The organism is Roseateles sp. P1_C1_2 (assembly GCF_056406535.1).
Map to the genome: position 1 here is coordinate 54931 of NZ_JBFUAB010000004.1, position 16819 is coordinate 71749.

At 68.8% G+C, this 16819-nt stretch carries 17 protein-coding genes; 12 read left to right on the plus strand and 5 right to left on the minus strand.

Annotated features, from left to right (window positions below; genetic code table 11):
* Positions 1-161: 161 nt before the first annotated feature.
* The 3 genes from AC1D2H_RS04875 to AC1D2H_RS04885 are packed head-to-tail and all read left to right on the plus strand — an operon-like array spanning position 162 to position 3305.
* Positions 162-1094, plus strand: a complete 933-nt coding sequence (locus AC1D2H_RS04875) for an NAD(P)-binding domain-containing protein (RefSeq protein WP_478010097.1) — start codon at positions 162-164, stop codon at positions 1092-1094.
* Complete coding sequence (gene dacB / locus AC1D2H_RS04880) at positions 1094-2509, plus strand: D-alanyl-D-alanine carboxypeptidase/D-alanyl-D-alanine endopeptidase (protein WP_478010098.1); 1416 nt, start codon at positions 1094-1096, stop codon at positions 2507-2509. Before AC1D2H_RS04875 ends, dacB begins: the two co-directional genes overlap by 1 nt.
* Before the next feature lie 31 nt (positions 2510-2540).
* Positions 2541-3305 carry a substrate-binding periplasmic protein gene (locus AC1D2H_RS04885; protein WP_478010099.1) on the plus strand — a complete coding sequence of 255 codons (765 nt, stop codon included), beginning with the start codon at positions 2541-2543 and terminating at the stop codon, positions 3303-3305.
* Here the strand turns inward: AC1D2H_RS04885 and AC1D2H_RS04890 are convergent.
* The gene (locus AC1D2H_RS04890) at positions 3298-4335 is read right to left on the minus strand and encodes a S66 peptidase family protein (RefSeq protein WP_477927694.1); all 1038 of its coding nucleotides are present in this window, start codon (positions 4333-4335) and stop codon (positions 3298-3300) included. The genes AC1D2H_RS04885 and AC1D2H_RS04890 overlap by 8 nt on opposite strands.
* 49 nt (positions 4336-4384) lie before the next feature.
* Between AC1D2H_RS04890 and AC1D2H_RS04895 the strand changes: the two genes are divergently transcribed.
* From AC1D2H_RS04895 to AC1D2H_RS04910, 4 genes are all read left to right on the plus strand, one after another.
* Positions 4385-5230 carry a type 2 periplasmic-binding domain-containing protein gene (locus AC1D2H_RS04895; protein ID WP_478010100.1) on the plus strand — a complete coding sequence of 282 codons (846 nt, stop codon included), beginning with the start codon at positions 4385-4387 and terminating at the stop codon, positions 5228-5230.
* A gap of 106 nt (positions 5231-5336) precedes the next feature.
* Positions 5337-8180, plus strand: a complete 2844-nt coding sequence (locus AC1D2H_RS04900) for a peroxidase family protein (protein WP_478010101.1) — start codon at positions 5337-5339, stop codon at positions 8178-8180.
* Between the two features lie 15 nt (positions 8181-8195).
* On the plus strand, positions 8196-8429 hold the full coding sequence (locus AC1D2H_RS04905) for a DUF1653 domain-containing protein (RefSeq protein WP_478010102.1): 234 nt from the start codon (positions 8196-8198) through the stop codon (positions 8427-8429).
* Between the two features lie 31 nt (positions 8430-8460).
* Positions 8461-9921, plus strand: coding sequence for a C13 family peptidase (locus AC1D2H_RS04910; protein ID WP_478010103.1), 1461 nt, complete (start codon positions 8461-8463; stop codon positions 9919-9921).
* On the opposite strand, the gene AC1D2H_RS04915 is transcribed toward AC1D2H_RS04910, so the two are convergent.
* Complete coding sequence (locus tag AC1D2H_RS04915; protein WP_478010104.1) at positions 9922-10512, minus strand: twin-arginine translocation signal domain-containing protein; 591 nt, start codon at positions 10510-10512, stop codon at positions 9922-9924.
* Between the two features lie 86 nt (positions 10513-10598).
* Between AC1D2H_RS04915 and AC1D2H_RS04920 the strand changes: the two genes are divergently transcribed.
* From AC1D2H_RS04920 to AC1D2H_RS04940, 5 genes are all read left to right on the plus strand, one after another.
* A complete protein-coding gene (locus AC1D2H_RS04920; RefSeq protein WP_477927704.1) occupies positions 10599-11573 on the plus strand; it encodes a helix-turn-helix transcriptional regulator in 975 nt (324 codons plus the stop codon).
* 164 nt (positions 11574-11737) lie between these two features.
* Positions 11738-12103: a hypothetical protein gene (locus AC1D2H_RS04925; RefSeq protein WP_477927706.1), complete on the plus strand. Its 366-nt coding sequence runs from the start codon at positions 11738-11740 to the stop codon at positions 12101-12103.
* Between the two features lie 65 nt (positions 12104-12168).
* Complete coding sequence (locus AC1D2H_RS04930; RefSeq protein ID WP_477927707.1) at positions 12169-12453, plus strand: hypothetical protein; 285 nt, start codon at positions 12169-12171, stop codon at positions 12451-12453.
* 76 nt (positions 12454-12529) lie between these two features.
* Complete coding sequence (locus AC1D2H_RS04935) at positions 12530-13000, plus strand: GNAT family N-acetyltransferase (RefSeq protein WP_478010105.1); 471 nt, start codon at positions 12530-12532, stop codon at positions 12998-13000.
* Positions 13001-13011: 11 nt separating this feature from the next.
* Complete coding sequence (locus AC1D2H_RS04940) at positions 13012-13350, plus strand: hypothetical protein (RefSeq protein ID WP_477927711.1); 339 nt, start codon at positions 13012-13014, stop codon at positions 13348-13350.
* 6 nt (positions 13351-13356) lie between these two features.
* Here AC1D2H_RS04940 and AC1D2H_RS04945 read toward each other — a convergent pair whose 3' ends face one another.
* The 3 genes from AC1D2H_RS04945 to AC1D2H_RS04955 form a co-directional block, all read right to left on the minus strand.
* The gene (locus tag AC1D2H_RS04945; RefSeq protein ID WP_477927713.1) at positions 13357-13962 is read right to left on the minus strand and encodes a M15 family metallopeptidase; all 606 of its coding nucleotides are present in this window, start codon (positions 13960-13962) and stop codon (positions 13357-13359) included.
* On the minus strand, positions 13959-14858 hold the full coding sequence (locus AC1D2H_RS04950; RefSeq protein ID WP_477927715.1) for a LysR family transcriptional regulator: 900 nt from the start codon (positions 14856-14858) through the stop codon (positions 13959-13961). Before AC1D2H_RS04950 ends, AC1D2H_RS04945 begins: the two co-directional genes overlap by 4 nt.
* 144 nt (positions 14859-15002) lie before the next feature.
* A complete protein-coding gene (locus tag AC1D2H_RS04955; RefSeq protein ID WP_478010106.1) occupies positions 15003-16586 on the minus strand; it encodes an ABC transporter substrate-binding protein in 1584 nt (527 codons plus the stop codon).
* Positions 16587-16819: the final 233 nt, after the last annotated feature.

Here is a 16819-nt window from a genome sequence, read left to right on the forward strand (position 1 = left end):
CCGTCGCGCGGGGGCGCGCCCATGGGGCGGCACCCCAGGTGTTGCGCGGATTTCAATGAATGCTTGTGCGCTGCGCATAACCTGCGGGAATGCGTGCCTGTGCGAAAGCACGGCTGCGGTGCGCGGCGGCCCCTCTACAGTGCCCGGCGGAGGAATTTCGGATGCGATTGATCACCGAGGCCGAAGTCGCGGCCACGCTTGACCCGGACAGCGCCGTCGCGGCCCTGCGCGCTGCCTTTGCCCAGCATGGCCGCGGCCAGGCCCAGGTGCTGGCCCGCCATCGGGCCACCGCCAGCCATGAAGGCGCGGCGCTGGCCATCAGCGCGATGGGCGCCATCCTGGACGCGGACGGCGAGCTGCCGGCCGTGCTCGGCACCAAGGTCTATTCGGCGCGCAACGGCCGATACAACTTCCTCGTCAGCCTGTTCTCGGCGGCCACGGGCGAAGCCGTCGCGACGCTGCAGGCCAACGAGTTCACGCGGCTGCGCACGGCCGCGGCCACGGCGGTGGCGGCCGACCTGCTGGCCTTGCCCGAGGTGAAGACGCTGGCCGTCTTCGGTGCCGGCATCCAGGGCCGAGCTCATGCCGAGGCGCTGACACGGGTGCGCCGCTTCGAGGGCGTCCTCGTCTGCGCGCGCTCGGGGGCCGAAGCCTTCGCGGCCGAGTTGCAGGCGACGCTGGGCCTGCCGGTGCAGGCCGTTGATGCGGCGACCGCGGCGGCCGAGGCTGACGTCATCGTCACGGCGACTCGCTCCGCCACGCCGCTGTTCGACGGCGGCCGCGTCAAGCCCGGCGCCTTTGTCGCTGCAGTCGGCTCCAGCACCAAGGCGGCGCGCGAGCTGGACGATGCGCTGCTGGGTCGTGCGTCGCTGGTGATCGTCGAATGGCGCACTGCCGCCGAGCTGGAAGCCGGCGACATCGTGCAGGCGGCGCCTGGTGTCATCGCGCCGGAGCGTCTCGTCGAGCTGGGCGAACTCATCGTCAGCCCCCGGCCCCGTGAGCCGCAGGACATCGTCGTCTACAAAAGCGTCGGCATCGGCCTGGAGGACGTGGCCCTGGCCCGCCTCGTCGCCCACCGCCTGGGAGCCTGCTGATGCGTTGCTGGCTGCTCGCTGCTGCGCTCGCCCTCGCGGGCTGCGCGACGACCTCCGTGCCCGACCCCGTGCAGGCGGCCCTCGACCAGGCCGGCCTGCCGGCCGACAGCCTGGGCTTTGTGCTGCAGCCGCTGGACGGCTCGCGGCCGGTAATCAGCCGACGCGCCGACGACCCGATGTCGCCGGCCTCGACGATGAAGCTGGTGACGGCCACCGTGGCACTGGACAAGCTCGGCATCAACCACCGTGGGCGCACCGAGCTGCTGGCCGGCTCGGCACCCGTTGGCGGTGTCATCGACGGCCCGCTGATCCTGCGCGGCGGCGCCGACCCCGACCTCGACTGGCCGGCGCTGTGGTGGCTGCTGCGCCAGCTGCGCGAGAGCGGTGTGCGCGAGATCCGCGGCGGCCTCGTCGTCGACCGCACGCTCTTCAAGCCGACCCGCTTCGACGTCGGCCTGCCGCCCTTCGACGACGCGCCGGAGTTCGACTACAACGTCATCCCCGACGCGCTGCACCTGAACGGCAGCCTGCTCGACTTCGAGCTTCAGGCCGGCGCCAACGGCGTCGCCGCGCGCGCCCTGCCGGCCCTGCCGGGCTTGAGCGTGGACGCGAGCGCGATGACGCTGTCCACGCGGCTCTGCAAGGACTGGGACGAGGACTGGAAACCCGCCGCCGTGCAGCCCGCCGGTGACGGCTGGGCGCTGAAGCTGCAAGGCGCCTTCCCGGCCGGCTGCCATCAGCGAGCGCCGCTGCAGATCGTCGACCGGCAATGGCTGGTCACGCATGCGCTGCGCCAGTTCTGGACCGAGCTGGGCGGCACCATGGGTCCGGGCGATGTGGAAGCCGGCGCGCCGGTGGGGGCGATCGTGCTGGCCACGCACCGCGGCCGGCCCCTGGCCGAGGTGCTGCGCGGCGTCATGAAGCGCAGCGACAACGCGCTGACGCGCCTCATCTATCTGCAGCTCGGCGCCCAGGCGGCGCAGGGCGGCGAGGCCACGCTGACCGCATCGGAGCGGGTCGTGCGCGACTGGCTTGGCGCGCATGGCGTCGACGCCAGCGCGCTGGTGCTGGACAACGGCTCGGGCCTGTCGCGCAGCGAGCGCGTCAGCCCGGCCCTGCTGGCCGGCGTGCTGCGCGCGGGTCAGCGCGGCGCCCAGGCGCCGGAGCTGCTCGGCACCCTGCCCATCGCCGGCGTCGACGGCACGCTGTCGCGCCGCCTGAAGGAGAGCCCGGCGACGGCCCGAGCGCGGCTCAAGACCGGCACCTTGCGCGACGCCGTCGGCCTCGCCGGTTTCGTGCCCGACGCAAGCGGCAAGCCCTGGGTCTTCGTCGCCCTGCTCAACCATCCCGAGGCCGCGCGCAGGGGGCGGCCGGTGCTGGATGCCCTCGTGAACTGGGTGGCGACGCAGCGCTGATGGCCCTATCCTCGACGCCAGGAGGGTGAGGATGGGCAAGCGATGGATGGCGGCCGGCCTGGCGGGCATGGCCACGCTGGCCTCGGCGGCGGACTTCCGCTTCGTCACCGAGGCGCTGCCTCCCTACAGCTTCGAGGCCGAAGGTCGCGCGGCTGGCCCCATGGTCGATGTGCTGCAAGCCGCCTGCGCGCGGCTGGAGTGGCGCTGCAGCGTCGAGATCCTGCCGTGGCGGCGCGCGCTGCGCATGGCCCAGGCCGGCGAGGTCGAGGGCATGTTCTCCATCGTGACGCCGCCCAACACGGCGCGGCCGCGCTTCCATGTGTCTCCGGCCGTGGTCGAGGGGCGCTATGTGCTGCTGGCGCGCAGTGGCGAGGCCCTGCGCTACGAGGGCGACGCACGCCTGCTCATGGGTCGGGTCGTCGGCGTCTATGGCCCGTCCGGGGCGCAGGATGCGCTGAAGGCCCTCATCGACGGCGTGCCGGGCGCGCGTGCGGAGGTGGAAACCGACAGCCGCGCCGTGCTGCGCAAGCTGGCCGTCGGGCGTTACGGCGAAGCCGGGCTGGCCCTGGCCAACGAAGGCGCCGCCCAGCACCTCATCCGCGAGGACGGTATCGCCGGCCTGCAGACGGTGGGCGTGGTCAAGACCTTCGGCTATGCCTTCGGGCTCAACAACCAGCGCGTCGATGCCGCTACGGCGGCGGCCTTTGCCAAGGCGCTGCAGGAGCTCTGCCGCAGCGGCCGCACGGCCGAGCTGCTCAAGCCCCATGGCCTGAGCGCGTCGGCCTGCGTCAAGTGACGGCCGGCTGCAGCAGCCGGATCGTTCCCGCCTCCGCATCCATCTCGGCCGGCGCACCGACCGGCACCGTCAGCTTGCGCTTGATGTGGCCGATGGCCGCACCCCGGTAGACGGGGATGTTCAGCGGCAGCAGGTAGTCGTCGAAGACCTCGTCCAGCGTCAGGCTGCCGTAGCCCTCGCCCGGCTCGCATTTGGTGAAGCGGCCGAGCACGACGCCGCTCAGCTGCGACAGCGCGCCGGCCAGGCGCAGCGTCGAGAGGCAGCGGTCGATGCGGTAGATGTATTCGTTGATGTCTTCCAGGAAGAGGAGGGCGCCGCGGCAGTCGGGGAAGTATGCCGAGCCGGCCATGGAGGCCAGCACGGTCAGGTTGCCGCCCACCAGCCGGCCCTGGGCCTTGCCGGCGCGGATCGGCGTGATGCGTTCCTCGCGGGCGATGAGGTCGTCCACGGGCTTGACCACCGGGTTGCGCAGCACGGCGGCCTCGGCATTCATCGCGATGGCCTTGAAGCTCTGCACCGAGTAGTCGTTCCACTCCGACACGGCCACAGGGCTGTGGAAGGTGACGAGGCCGGTCTGGCGGTGCAGGGCGTTGACGAGGCAGGTCAGGTCGCTGAAGCCGCCGAAGAACTTGGGCTTGCGGCGGATCAGCTCGTAGTCGAGCTTGTCGACGATGCGGTTGCAGCCCGAGCCGCCGGTCACGGCCAGGATGCCGGCGACCGCATCGTCGGCAAACATCGCATTGATGTCGGCGGCGCGCTGGGCGTCGGTGCCGGCAAACGGCCCGCGGCGCGCGGCCACGAATTCGCCCAGCTTGACCTTGAAGCCCAGGGCCTGCAGCACCTCGACGGCCATCTTCAGCGGCTCGCGCTCGAAGGTGGCGTTGGCGGGGCTGACGAGGCCGAGGGTGTCGCCGGCGCGCAGGCGTGGCGCGAGCAGCGGCCCGCCTGCGGCTCGCGCGGAACTGGCCGCGGCCAGCAGGCCGGCCGTGGCGGCGCTGAAGTGCAGTAGTTGACGACGTGACGGGTTCATATCGTTTGCAAACAGTCAGAAATGAGGGGCCAACCGCATACTCGGTCGCGTGGATTCGATGTTCTCGCGCGGCATTGTGTGCGGCATGGTGGCGGCCGTGCTGCGTCGTGGGCTGCCGATTGCTGTGGGGCTCATAACCAGCGCGGCCCAGGCCGATACCTGCCCCGAGCGGCTGCGCGTCGCCTTTCCCGAGGGGCCGGCCGAGCCCTTCATGCGCGGTCAGGGCGAAGATTTCCTGCGGCCGCCGGGGCTGCTGGTGGACTGGATGCGCAATGCGCTGCGTGAGCTGGGCTGCCTGGAGCGGGCCGAGATGCTGCGCCTGCCGGTGCGCCGCCTGCGCGCCATGATCGAGGGCGGCCAGATCGACGTGGTGGCCGGCGTCGGCGATGGCGGGCCCATCGCGGCCTTGCTGGCCCTGCCGCCCCGGGAAGGGCGCCGTGGCGAGTTCGACTTCAGCCTGGGCGTCGTCGAGTACGTGTTGTATGCGCGCCGGGGCAGCGGCATAGCCTGGGATGGGCAGGCGATCTCCGGCCTGGCGGCGGAGGCGCGCGTCGGGGTCACCGCCAGCACCCGCACCGAGATGCTGGCCAAGGAGCGCGGCTGGGCTATGGATCTGGCGCCCAGCCACGAAAGCGCCCTGCTGAAGGTGGCCGCGGGCCGCACGCCCCTGCTGCTGATGCACAGCTATTTCGTCGACGACAGGCTACGTCGCGACCCGCAACTGGCCAGGCAGATCGAAAGGCTGCTGCCGGCGGTGGAGAGGCGCCACCTCTTCGTGGGCGTGGCGCCGGCCCTGGCGCAGAGCGGCAAGGGCTTCACGCTGCGGCTGTGGCGGGCCTTGTGCAAGGAGTCCGCGGCCGCCAAGGCCGACGGGGCCTGCCGCCTGCCGCCCTAGCGGGCAGTCCTCAAGGTGAATCTTCCAGGGCCTTCACAGGATTGACGCTGCGGCCCTGGCCTCGCTATGTTGCGCGATCCCGCGAAGAACAAGAGAGGAGCACCTCGTGAAGCAAAGCCTCATCGGCCTGTTGCTGGCCCCGCTGCTGCTGGCCGGCTGCATCAGCACGACACCCCAGGCCAGCCTGGACGACACCAAGAACTGCACGGCCATGGTGGCCGGGGGCTTCCGCAAGGTGGCCGACGAGCGCGGCGAGCGCTTCAACGGCAAGGTCGGCGAGCAGGTCGCCCGTTGCCGCGGCAGCGACAAGGCGGCCGCCTTCCGCCATACGCCCTATGTGGACTGGGCCAACTACTGGGCCACGGGCGACCAGGCCACGCTGCTGCCGGGCACGACGGGCGTCGGGAGTCATCTCGGCCCCAACGGCCGCGGCGTCGACGGCGCGCTGCTGGACCTGGAATACCAGCGCATGGAGCTGATCAAGTTCAACCTCTTCGACAACTCCGGCAGCTTTGCCGACTACGCCAACGGCCGCGAGGGCGTGGCGGGCGCCGCCATCAAGACCTGGCCCTCCATGCGGCTGCCAGCCGACTCGCCCTTCTACGCCGCCGTGGGTGGCGACGGGCAGCAGCTCTGCCAGGGCGAGCTGATCCGCTGGCGCCAGCTCAGCGGCATCTGCAACGACCTCCGCAACCCCAAGATGGGCTCGGCCGGCGCGCTGTTCGCGCGCAATGTGCAGTTCGAGGCCACCTACCCCGACATCAGCGACGACCAGCTGGCCCGCAACCGCCACGGCGACCGCCTCGCGCTGCTGCAGCCTGACCCCCAACTGATCAGCCGCAAGCTCTTCACACGTGCGCAGACCGACCCCGCCAAATGCCGCGACGGCCAGGGCCTGCCGGGCAACCCGGTGGACGCCAACTGTGACTACCAGAAGGCGCCCTTCTTCAATGTGCTGGCGGCCTTCTGGATCCAGTACATGACGCATGACTGGTTCTCTCACCTGGAGGAGGGCCGCAATGCGCCGCAGTGGATGCCGGTGGGCTGCACGGGCGACGCGGCCAAGCTGGGCTGCCGGCCCGATGACCGCATCGACCGCGCCTTTGTCGCCGATGGCAATGCGCCGCCGCGCTACACGGCCGCCGATGGCAGCAAGCCGCTGGCGCGCGCCTTCCGCACCCATGCCAACAACAACACCGCCTGGTGGGATGCCTCGCAGATCTACGGCTACAGCCAGGTTTCGCGCCAGCGCGTGAAGCGCGACCCGGCCGACCCGGCCAAGCTGCTGATGCCGGCCGGCACACGCGCCGGTGCCGGCGAAGCCCTGGGCCAGCTGCCCGTCTTCGCGGCGGGCGACCCCATCCTGCCGCAATGGGCCGGCCAGAGCGCGGCCGCCTTCCCGGACAACTGGAGCATTGGCGTCGGCTTCTACCAGACGGTGTTCTCGCGCGAGCACAACGCCTTCGTCGCCGAGTTCCGCCGCCGCGCTGCGGCCACGCCGGACGCGGATTCGGGTCTGCGCGACCCCGCGAACCCGACGGCCGTCGTGCGCTATCGCGACGTGACGCCCGATGTGCTCTTCGAAGTGGGCCGCCTCGTCGTCGCCGCCGAGATTGCCAAGATCCACACCATCGAGTGGACGACGCAGCTGCTCTACGACGAGCCCCTCTACCTCGGCATGAATGCCAACTGGGGCGGGCTGTTCGAAGGCCACCCCTTCGTGGAGAACGCGCTGGAAGCCATCGTCGTGCAGAACTACGGCAAGAGCAGCGACGCCAAGAAGGCCGGCCAGTGGTACTCGGCCCTGGCCTCGGGGCCGGGCATCTTCGGCCTCGGCGCCCGCGTCTACAAGGACGACAGCCTCTTCGCCCGCCACGACGCCAAGAAGGACGACGTGTGGAGCCTGTCCAACCCCGAGCATGTGAATGGCGGCGTCAACCACTTCGGTTCGCCCTTCAACTTCCCGGAGGAATTCGTCAGCGTCTACCGCCTGCATGCGCTGGTGCCCGACCTCATCGAGCTGCGCCATTGGGACAGCGACCCCAACCGCATCGCCGCCAAGGTGCCGGTCATCGAGACCTTCCGCGCCAAGGCCACGCCCGCATTGGCCAATGAAGGGGTGGCGGACTGGGCGCTGTCCATGGGCCGCCAGCGCCTGGGCCTGCTGACCCTGGGCAACACGCCGGCCTTTTTGCAGAACCTGGCGATACCGCGGCTGCAGTCCAGCACCGGCAAGATCGACGTCGCCGCCCTGGACATCATCCGCGACCGCGAGCACGGCGTGCCGCGCTTCAACGAATTCCGCCGTCAGTACGGCCTGCGCCAGCTGAGCAGCTTCGACGACTTCATCGACGCCCGGCTGCCGGCCGATTCACCCGAGCGCGCCCGCCAGCAGAAGGTCATCAACGACCTGCGCGGCATCTATGGACAGCACAAGTGCGATGCGAAGAAGGTCATCACGGCCGCGCAGAAGAACCTCGATGGCAGCCCCATCAACGACTGCCTCGGCAAGCCCGACGGCAGCCTGGTGGACAACGTCGAGGACGTGGACACGGTGGTGGGCTGGCTGTCCGAGTTCACGCGGCCGCATGGCTATGCGATCTCGGAGACGCAGTTCCAGGTCTTCATCCTGAACGCGTCGCGCCGCCTCTTCAGCGACCGCTTCTTCACCAGCAGCTTCCGCCCCGAGTTCTATGGGCAACTGGGCATCGAATGGCTGCTGAACAACGGCCCGACGGGCAAGCAGTTCGAGGCCAGGGAAAGCAACGGCCACCGCATCGAGGTCTCGCCCTTCAAGCGCGTGCTGCTGCGGACCGTGCCGGAACTGGCGCCCGAGTTGAGCCATGTCATCAACGCCTTCGATCCCTGGGCCCGTGACCGTGGCGAGTACTACGGTCTGGGCTGGCAGCCGCGAAAAGGGGCTGAAACTGATCCGGCGTTCAAGCCCTGAGGTGAAATCGGGGGCATGAACTCAGACCTGCCCCCGCTGCCCCACCTGGCCCCTGGCCGCTACCGCCACTACAAGGGCGGCGAGTACGAAGTTCTTCATGTGGCGCGCCACAGCGAGACGCTGGAGGTCGTGGTGGTCTACCGGCCGCTTTACAACGACAGCGGCTGGTGGGTGCGGCCCTTCGAGATGTTCACCGGCACACTGGAGGTCGACGGCGTCGTGCGGCCGCGCTTCGAGCGCGTTGGCTAGAGACGATGGCCCGGCTGGGGAGGCTTGGTGGATGAATGAAGAGGGTCAGGCGCCGGACGCGCCTGTCGGCGGGCCGTTGCTGACGGCTGCGGCGCTGGACGACGGGGCACCCACAGGCGGCGGCGCGTCGTGGCTGCGTGAAGGCGCGCGTGTGCTGGCGTTTCGCCCACCGCGATGGGAGGGCCTGGAGGCTGCGCCGGCGACGGTGGCGGCGCCGATCCTGGCGGGCTATCTGCTGCAGTTCATTGCTCAGCGCCTGATGATGCAGGGCGCGCCGATGTTGCTCTGGCAAGGCTTTCTCGCCGGCTGGGCGGGCATCGCCATCATGGCCTGGCTGTGCTGGGTGGTGGCGCGGTCTCGCTCGGCGCAAGCGTCAGCGACGCCAAGACCAGCCACGCTGTTCGCGCTGGTTTGCATTGCCGGACTGCTGCTCGGGCTGTTGTTCGGCGGTGTCTTTCTCGGCATGCGGGCCGCGTTCAATCCGTTTGAGGACTGGCCCCTGAGCCTGCAGCTGACGATGTGGCTGCTGCCCTTGTGCTGGGCGGGCCTGACGCAGCTCGTGCTGCTGTGGCGGGCAGCGGGTTCCGGGCTGGCGCGTGGTGCTGCCCTGTTGCTGGTCCCTATCCCGCTGATGCTGAACGGCTGGCTCGCGCCGCCGATGTTCTGGTGGGCCGAGCCAGTGGCCAATGCCGAGGCTGATGCCGAACCCGAGGTCGGACTGCCATTGACCGACGAGACCCTAGGCAGGCAAGCGCAGCTCGTCGCTGTTGCATTGCAGGGTCTGCGACCACCGCAGCCGGGCCGGGTCAACGTCTACGCAGCGACCTACGCGCCCAACGCCTCGGAAGACGTCTTCATGCGCGAGAGTGCCACCGTTGCCAAGACCATGCGCGAACGCTTCGGCGCGGACGGTCGTCTGGTGGAGCTGGTGGCCAACCGTGCCACCACCGACACGCTGCCCTGGGGCACGCCGGCCAATCTGCGCCAGACCATCACCCGCATGGCCGCCGTGATGGACCGCGACCGGGATGTGCTTTTCCTGCACCTGACCTCGCACGGCGGCCGCGACGGCAAGCTGGCCAACGACACCTGGCCGTTGAAGACCGAGCCCGTCACGCCCGACTTGCTCAAGCGCTGGCTGGACGAAGCCGGCGTGCGCTGGCGCGTGATCTCGGTGTCGGCCTGCTACTCGGGCAGCTGGATTGCGCCGTTGGCCGGCGACGGCACTTTGGTGATGACGGCCGCGGACGCGGAGCACACCTCCTACGGCTGCGGCAAGCGTTCGGAGCTGACCTTCTTCGGCCGAGCCATGTACGAGGATGCGCTGCGCAAGACCTGGTCCTTCACCGAGGCGCATGCGCAGGCGCGCCAGCTTGTCGAGGTGCGCGAGAAGGAGGCGGGCAAAAGCGACGGCTATTCCAACCCGCAGATCAGCGAGGGCGCCGGCATCCGCGGCGTGCTGAAGCGGCTGGCGGAAGAGCGTGCGCGCTGATCACGCCACCCGGGTCCAGTCCATCGACCAATCCATCACCCAGGTCTTGCCGCCGTCGCGAGACGCGGCCTGTTGCCAGCGGCAACTCGTCGGCGTGATGCGGTCCCAGACGCTGCGGTAGATCACCGGCTTGCCATCCTCCTCGGATTGCTCCCGGAAGATGCCGGCGCCGCCCTCGAAGCTGCCGGGCAGGCCTTGCCCACCCAGCTCGCCCGCGGCGCCGTTGACCCAGAAGTCGGACCACTGCGACTTCTTCACGTCGAGCAGGCGCAGACCCATGCCGCTGAACTGGCGCGCGGGGATGCGCAGCTCCTCGACGCTGCAGACGCCGGCCAGGATGGCATGGACGGTGGCCTCGCCTTCGAAGACATCCCAGACACCGTTGCGGCGCTTGTGGTTGAGGATCTTCCAGCGGCCGGTCAGAAAGTCGAAGTCGCCTGGCTTGCCGGGCGTGCGGGTGGTCGGCAGGGTGCCGGTCATGGCCGGCCCGGGCACGGGCTCGGCGGGGGCGGCGGCCGCCGCGGTGCCTGCAATCGTCATGGCGGCGGCGGCTTGCAGCAATTGGCGGCGGTCGGGGTCGGGCGTTGTCATGTCTCGTCCTTGTGTTGGGGATGTCGGCATGTTGCGGGGCTGAAGATGACAATGCGCGTCATGTATTGCGAGGCCCAATCGACGACATGCGCGCCAGCCGCCTGCTTTCCATCCTGATCCTGCTGCAACTGCGCCCGCAGATCACGGCGCCGGCGCTGGCGCGTGAGTTCGAGGTGTCGGTGCGCACCATCCTGCGCGACATCGACGAACTGTCGGCGGCCGGCGTGCCGGTCTATGCCGAGCGCGGCCGCGGTGGCGGCTTCAAGCTGCGCGAGGGCTTCGCGACGCGCCTCAACGGCCTGCTCGGCGACGAGGCGCAAGCCCTGCCGCTGCTGGGCCTGCCGGGTGCGGCCAGCGAGCTGGGTCTGGGCGGCGCGTCGCAGCGGCTGCGACTCAAGCTGCAGTCGGCGCTGCCGGGCGAGTCCGCGGCGTTGGCGGGTCGGTTGCAGGCGCGGCTGCATGTGGATCCGCTGGACTGGTACCAGGGCGGCGAGCCTGCCGCGCATCTGCCGGCGCTGGCCCAAGCGGTGCTGGAATGCCGGCGCGTCGAGTTGGACTATCTGAGCTGGAAGGGCGAGCGGCACTGGTGCGCCGAGCCGCTGGGCCTGGTGCTCAAGGGCGGCAGCTGGTACGCCGTTGCGCGCGCCGGCGCGCGCACGCTGACGCTGAAGGTGGCCAACATCCAGTCGCTCAGTGTGAGTGAGGAGGTTTTCGAGCGCCCGGCTGACTTCGACCTGTCGATTTGGTGGCAAGCTTCGCTGCAGCGCTTTGAGCGCGATCTGCGGCCCGAGGTCGCGGTCATTCGCATCACCGCCGAGGGCCGCCGGCGGCTTGCCGAGAAGGGCAGCTACGCGGCGCAGGCCGTGGCGGCTGCGGTGCCCGAAAAGCCGGCGGGGCCGCAGCGGTGGGCGCGGGTGAAGTTGCCGATCGAGAGCGTGGATCAGGCGGCGCGGCTGGTGATGTCGCTGGCGCCGGAGGCTGAAGCGGTGGGGCCGGAAGCGGTGAGGGCGAGGGTGGCGGAGTGGGCTGGTGAATTGGCGGGGCGCCATGCAGGCGCTTAGCAGTCGCCGTCCTGCAATCGGCCTGGCGGGCCTCCGTCCGCCGATGGAGAACTTGTCACTTCAAGCCGCTTTCGCCGATGTTTCATTGGCATAGTCATTGCCCATCAAGCACTTGCGATGGCCCCTTCGGTTTTATGCGGCAGTGGCTGTCGCGCTAGAACACGTTGAAGCTCATGGGAACGAACTTAGTCGACGTGCATCGTGGCGGCCCTAGCAACGCATGGGTCTGGACCGCCACGAGCATCGTCTTCGTTGGGGCCGTGTTCTTTGGTTTGGCCTCTTGCGGCGGCTACGCGTGGCACAAGGAAGTCTTCCGCGTCTCCGCCACCGTCACGGCCATCTTGGCAGTAGTTGTCCCGAGCCCTCTGTTACGGACCATCGTGCGCAAAGCCGTGTTTCTCGCGTTGGTTGTCATCGGCTTTCACTTCGTAGAGGCCGCCGTCGCCCCGTTCTATCCCGGTCCACCGGAATCGCTGAGCGAATACGGCACTCTCTTCCTTGAATCACTGGAGTTTGGTCCGTGCCGCTGAGCTTCAACTGGTCATTGCAGCGGACGCCTCCGGCGCCCGCTGAACTCCGACGTCAGAGCGCACCAATGAAATCCTACGCAACCATCGCCTGCCGAGTGGTACGCATCCTCGGTCACCCCAACAGTGGGTGGTCGCCCGCAGATCCTGATGACGACAACGCGCTCGAGCTCGAGTTCCGATTCGAGATCACAGACGATGGAAACAAGAACTTCCTGCTTGTTTACCATTCGTTGGACGGGCGTTATGCCGCCGATACGTGGCATGAAACCCTTGAGGAGGCCGTTGCCTGGGCACGGGACTCCTATGACATCGCGCCATCGGAATGGGTGATGTCGGGGCCCATTACCTGACTGAGCTGGCAGGCCGTGACGTCAACCACGGCGTCCGGCGCGTCATGCCTTCCCTTCAAGCCATGGAGCCATTTGCTTGACGAGCATCACCTTTGAATCTGCCAACCAGCCCGAGGTCATCGCCCTCATTGCCGAGCTGGACGCCTACCAGGACACCCTTTATCCGCCCGAAGCCCGGTATGCCTTGGACCTGGCTTCGCTGACCCAGCCGAACGTCGTCTTCGCCGTGGCCCGGGACGCTGCGGGGCAGGCGGTGGGCTGCGGCGCTGTCGTGCTGGGCCCGGATTTCGGCGAACTCAAGCGCATGTTCGTCAGCCCGCGCGCTCGCGGCCACGGTGTGGCTCGGCAACTGCTCGAACTGTTGGAGGCCGCGGCGGTGGCCAGGGGCTGCCGGCGCTTCACGCTGGAGACAGGCCCCTACCAGCCCGAAGCCCTCGCCTTCTATGCCGCCTGCGGCTATGAGCGCCGCGGGCCGTTCGGCAGCTACGCGGATGATCCGCTGAGCGTCTTCATGCAGAAGCCGCTGGATGCCACCTTGCCGACCTGAAGGAACGAGCCGTGCCCCTGACCGATGCCGAGACCCAGTTTGCCGCCCTCGTGGTCGACCTGTCGGGCGAGCCCGGCGTGAGCCTCGGGCAACGCGGCAAGAAGGGCTTCGGGTCGTCCGCGCTGCAGGTCAACGGCAAGATCTTTGCGATGGTGTCGGCCACGGGAGCGCTGGTGTTCAAGCTGCCGCGCCAGCGCGTGGACGAGCTCGAGGCGCGCGGCGTCGGCAGGCGCTTCGACCCCGGACATGGGCGGCTGATGAAGGAGTGGCTGACGGTCGACCGTTGCGCGCCGGACGAGTGCCGGTCGATGGCCCGCGAGGCCTTGCGCTTCGTCGGGGGTGCGGCCTGAACGGCGTCAAACCACCCGCGGCAGATCGCGCCTGACCGCCACGCGGTCGCCAAAGTCGAAGTGCCACCACTCGGTGGTGATGCCGTGAAAGCCCGCTTCACGCATGGCCGCGCGCAGCCAGCCGCGCTCGACGAGGTGCTCGGGCTTCAGTGCGCCGAGGGCCAGGTGCTCGGCCTCGTGGTCGGGGTGGCTGGCCAGCGTCATCTCGTCGAAGCCGCTGCCCATGTCGACCTCGCGGCCGGCGGGGTCGAGCAGGGTCAGGTCCACCGCCATGCCGAAGCTGTGGATGGAGCCGCGCTCGGGGTGGGCGAGGTACATGGTCAGCGGCGTGCCCTGCAGTTCGTCCCACAGGCGCTGCTGGACGCGTTGGGGGCGCAGCGCGTCCAGCACGAGCAGGCGGTAGCCCGGGCGGCGTTCGTGCAGCCAGGCGGCCGCCTGTTCCAGCGCATCGGCGGCCTCGCGGCGCAGCCAGGCGCAGTCGATGCCGGCGTAGACGGAGTGGCCGACGAAGTTGTCGGCGGTGGCGTAGCGCAGGTCGACGGCAATGCCATGAGCCAGCGAGGCCAGGCGCCGGAAGTCGGCATGCGAGGCGATGTCTTCGATGCGAATCACGGCAGGCGAGAGAGGTGTTCGTGCGCAGCGGCGGTGATGAACTTGACCAGGCGGCGCGAGGCCTGGCCCAGCGGCGCGCTGGCCGCGCTGAGCAGATAGAGCTGCACCGGCACGGCCGGCGACAGCGGGCGCACGCGGACCTTGCTGGCATCGGCGCTGGCGGCGGTGAAGGGGTCCACCAGCGTCATGCCGACACCGGCCTCGACGAGGGCGCGCGCGAGCTGGTAGGTCTGCACGGTGATGCGGCTGGCCAGCGGCTGGCCCAGGGCCTCGCCAGCGTGGTGCAGCAGGCCGGCCAGCGGGTCGTCGCTCTGCAGGCCGACGATCTCGGTGCGGATGTCGGCCAGGCCCAGCGGGCCTTCGCCCTTGGCCTCGGGGCTGTTCAATGGGCAGAGGGCAACCATGGCGCCGCTGGCGATGACCTCGGCCTTGATGCCGGGGTGGCGCGGGTCCTGCAGCGACAGGGCCAGGTCGGCCTCGCCCAGCAGCAGTGCCGACACGATCTCGCGTGTGTGGTGGGTGGCCAGCGAGCAGCTCGCGTTCGGGTAGGCCTTGCACCAGGGCGTCATCGCGGCCGGCACGATGGCCATCGCGAGCGCCGGTGTGGCCACCAGGCGCACCTGCTCGCTTTCGCCGCTCTTCAGGTTGGCCGCCAGGCGGCGGATGCCGACGAGGTCGCGGTTGAGCTTGTCGATCTCGACGAAGAGGCGCTGCGCCTCAGGCGTCGGGTAGAGCTTGCCGCGCACGCGGTCGAAGAGGGCCATGCCGAGCTGCAGCTCGCAATGCTGCAGCACCTTGGTCACGGCCGGCTGGGAGATGTGCAGCAACTGGGCCGCACCGCTGATGGTGCCGGCCTGCATGATGGCGTGGAAGACTTCGATATGCCGCAAGCGCATCTCAGGCCCCCGGCCCAGCGAGTACGCTGATCCGCCCCCCGAGGGGGCCGACCGACTGCCGGGCGAACGGCCCGGCCGCCGGCCGTGAGGGCCGGCTAGGGGCGGCCCGTCGCTCGGCCCCGTAATTCACGACGGCCTCGACGCTCATTTCCGGTACACCCCTTCGAAGTCAACCGAGCCGTTGGGCGCCATCTTGAAACCCACCACGTCCTTGCGGACGGGGATGTAGACGGTGGAGTGCGCCATCGTGATCCACGGCCGCTCGTGCTTGAAGATCTCCTGCGCCTTCTCGTACATCGCGATGCGCTTCTTCGGGTCGGGTGTGGCGCGGGCCTCGTCGATGAGCTTCTCGAACTCGGCGTTGCAGAACTTGATGCCGTTCTTGTTGGCGGCGCAGCTGAGGTTGGGCGTCAGGAAGTCGTCGGCGTCGCCGGTCTCGCCGCTCCAGCCGCTCATGTAGACGTTGTGCTCGCCGTTGTTGGCGCGCTTGAGGTACTCGCCCCACTCATAGGTCTTGATGTGGGCCTTGACGCCGATCTTGGCCCAGTCCTGCTGGATGAGCTGGGCCATCAACTGGCCGTTGGGGTTGGTGGGGCGCTGCACGGGCAGGGCCCAGAGGTCGATCTCGAAGCCGTTCGGGAAGCCCGCCTTGGCCAGCAGGGCCTTGGCCTTGGCCGGGTCGAACTCGTTCTTCAGCTTCTTGTTGTAGCCGGGAATGGCGGGCGGGAAGGCACTGACGGCCTGCGTCGCGTCGCCGCGCGGGAACAGCGCCTTGAAGATCGCGTCGCGGTCGACGGCGATGTCCAGCGCCTCGCGCACCTCGCGCTTGTCGGTAGGCGGCTTCTTCAGGTTGAAGCTCAGGTAGGAGATGTTGAGCGCCTGGATCTTCTCGATGCTGATGTTGGGGTTGTTGGCCAGCGAGGCGACATCCACGTCACGCAGGGCCGCTGTTACATGGCATTCGCCGGCGGCGATCTTCTGCACGCGCACATTCGGCTCGCGGCTGATGCTGAAGACCAGCATCGGCGTGGGCTGCTTGCCGCCCCAGTAATCTGGGTGCGCTTCCATACGCAGCACGTCGTCCTTGGCATAACTTTTGAAGCGGAAGGGCCCCGTGCCGACCGGTTGGACATTGATCTGCGAGGCCTTTCCGTCCTTCAGCAACTGCGCGGCGTACTCGGCGGACTGGATGCCCGCCCAGGCGAAGGCGAAGTTTGCGACGAATGTCACGTTCGGTTGCCGGAGCCGGAAACGAATTGTGCGGTCGTCGATCTTGTCGATGCCCTCGATCAGCTTGGTCAGTCCGAGGTTCTGCGGATAGATGAAATTTGCCGGAAACGCCTTGTTGAACGGGTGGTTGGGGTCGATGAAACGTTGAAAAGTGAACAGGACATCATCTGCATTGAGGTCGCGGGTGGGCCTGAACCAGGGGGTGCTGTGGAACTTCACGCCTTCCCGCAATTTGAAAATGAAGCTCTTCGCGTCGGGCGAGATTTCCCAGCTGGTGGCGAGCTTGGGAGTCAATTCCGTCGTGGGTCGTTTGAAGCCGAGCAGACCGTCGAACATCTGGCCGCTGACCGTGTTGGTGCTAGCGCTGTCCCACATTCCAGGGTCAAAGCCTTCTGGACTGGCGTCGGCACAGTAGATCAGCGGCTTGCCCTGGGCCTGTGCGGCGGGCGCTGCGGCCAGTGCGAGAAGGGTCAGCAGGGCGACGTGCAAGGGCTTCATGACGAGGGCTTTTTCAGAGGAAGAACGGGCGGGAATTGTTTGGAGCCAGACCCGCCGCGACAAGGGCAGCAAAGGTCGAGTTGCATAACCCAAACTTATACCCTTCAGCATCCCTAGTTCGTAACGTTTAGCCACGGTCGATTCAGACGCCGCCGTCAGAATCCGCTCCGCCGCTAGGAGACCCCCCTAGTACCGAAGTGCAGCGACGTCCGCTGCTAAGGATTGCTTTGCCA

What these genes read in the sequence shown, in the direction of transcription:
- AC1D2H_RS04875 (WP_478010097.1), top strand. Translation starts at nt 162, where the DNA reads ATGCGATTGATCACCGAGGCCGAAGTCGCGGCCACGCTTGACCCGGAC.
- dacB (WP_478010098.1), top strand. Translation starts at nt 1,094, where the DNA reads ATGCGTTGCTGGCTGCTCGCTGCTGCGCTCGCCCTCGCGGGCTGCGCG.
- AC1D2H_RS04885 (WP_478010099.1), top strand. Translation starts at nt 2,541, where the DNA reads ATGGGCAAGCGATGGATGGCGGCCGGCCTGGCGGGCATGGCCACGCTG.
- AC1D2H_RS04890 (WP_477927694.1), bottom strand. Translation starts at nt 4,335, where the DNA reads ATGAACCCGTCACGTCGTCAACTACTGCACTTCAGCGCCGCCACGGCC.
- AC1D2H_RS04905 (WP_478010102.1), top strand. Translation starts at nt 8,196, where the DNA reads ATGAACTCAGACCTGCCCCCGCTGCCCCACCTGGCCCCTGGCCGCTAC.
- AC1D2H_RS04910 (WP_478010103.1), top strand. Translation starts at nt 8,461, where the DNA reads ATGAATGAAGAGGGTCAGGCGCCGGACGCGCCTGTCGGCGGGCCGTTG.
- AC1D2H_RS04915 (WP_478010104.1), bottom strand. Translation starts at nt 10,512, where the DNA reads ATGACAACGCCCGACCCCGACCGCCGCCAATTGCTGCAAGCCGCCGCC.
- AC1D2H_RS04920 (WP_477927704.1), top strand. Translation starts at nt 10,599, where the DNA reads ATGCGCGCCAGCCGCCTGCTTTCCATCCTGATCCTGCTGCAACTGCGC.
- AC1D2H_RS04930 (WP_477927707.1), top strand. Translation starts at nt 12,169, where the DNA reads ATGAAATCCTACGCAACCATCGCCTGCCGAGTGGTACGCATCCTCGGT.
- AC1D2H_RS04950 (WP_477927715.1), bottom strand. Translation starts at nt 14,858, where the DNA reads ATGCGCTTGCGGCATATCGAAGTCTTCCACGCCATCATGCAGGCCGGC.
- AC1D2H_RS04955 (WP_478010106.1), bottom strand. Translation starts at nt 16,586, where the DNA reads ATGAAGCCCTTGCACGTCGCCCTGCTGACCCTTCTCGCACTGGCCGCA.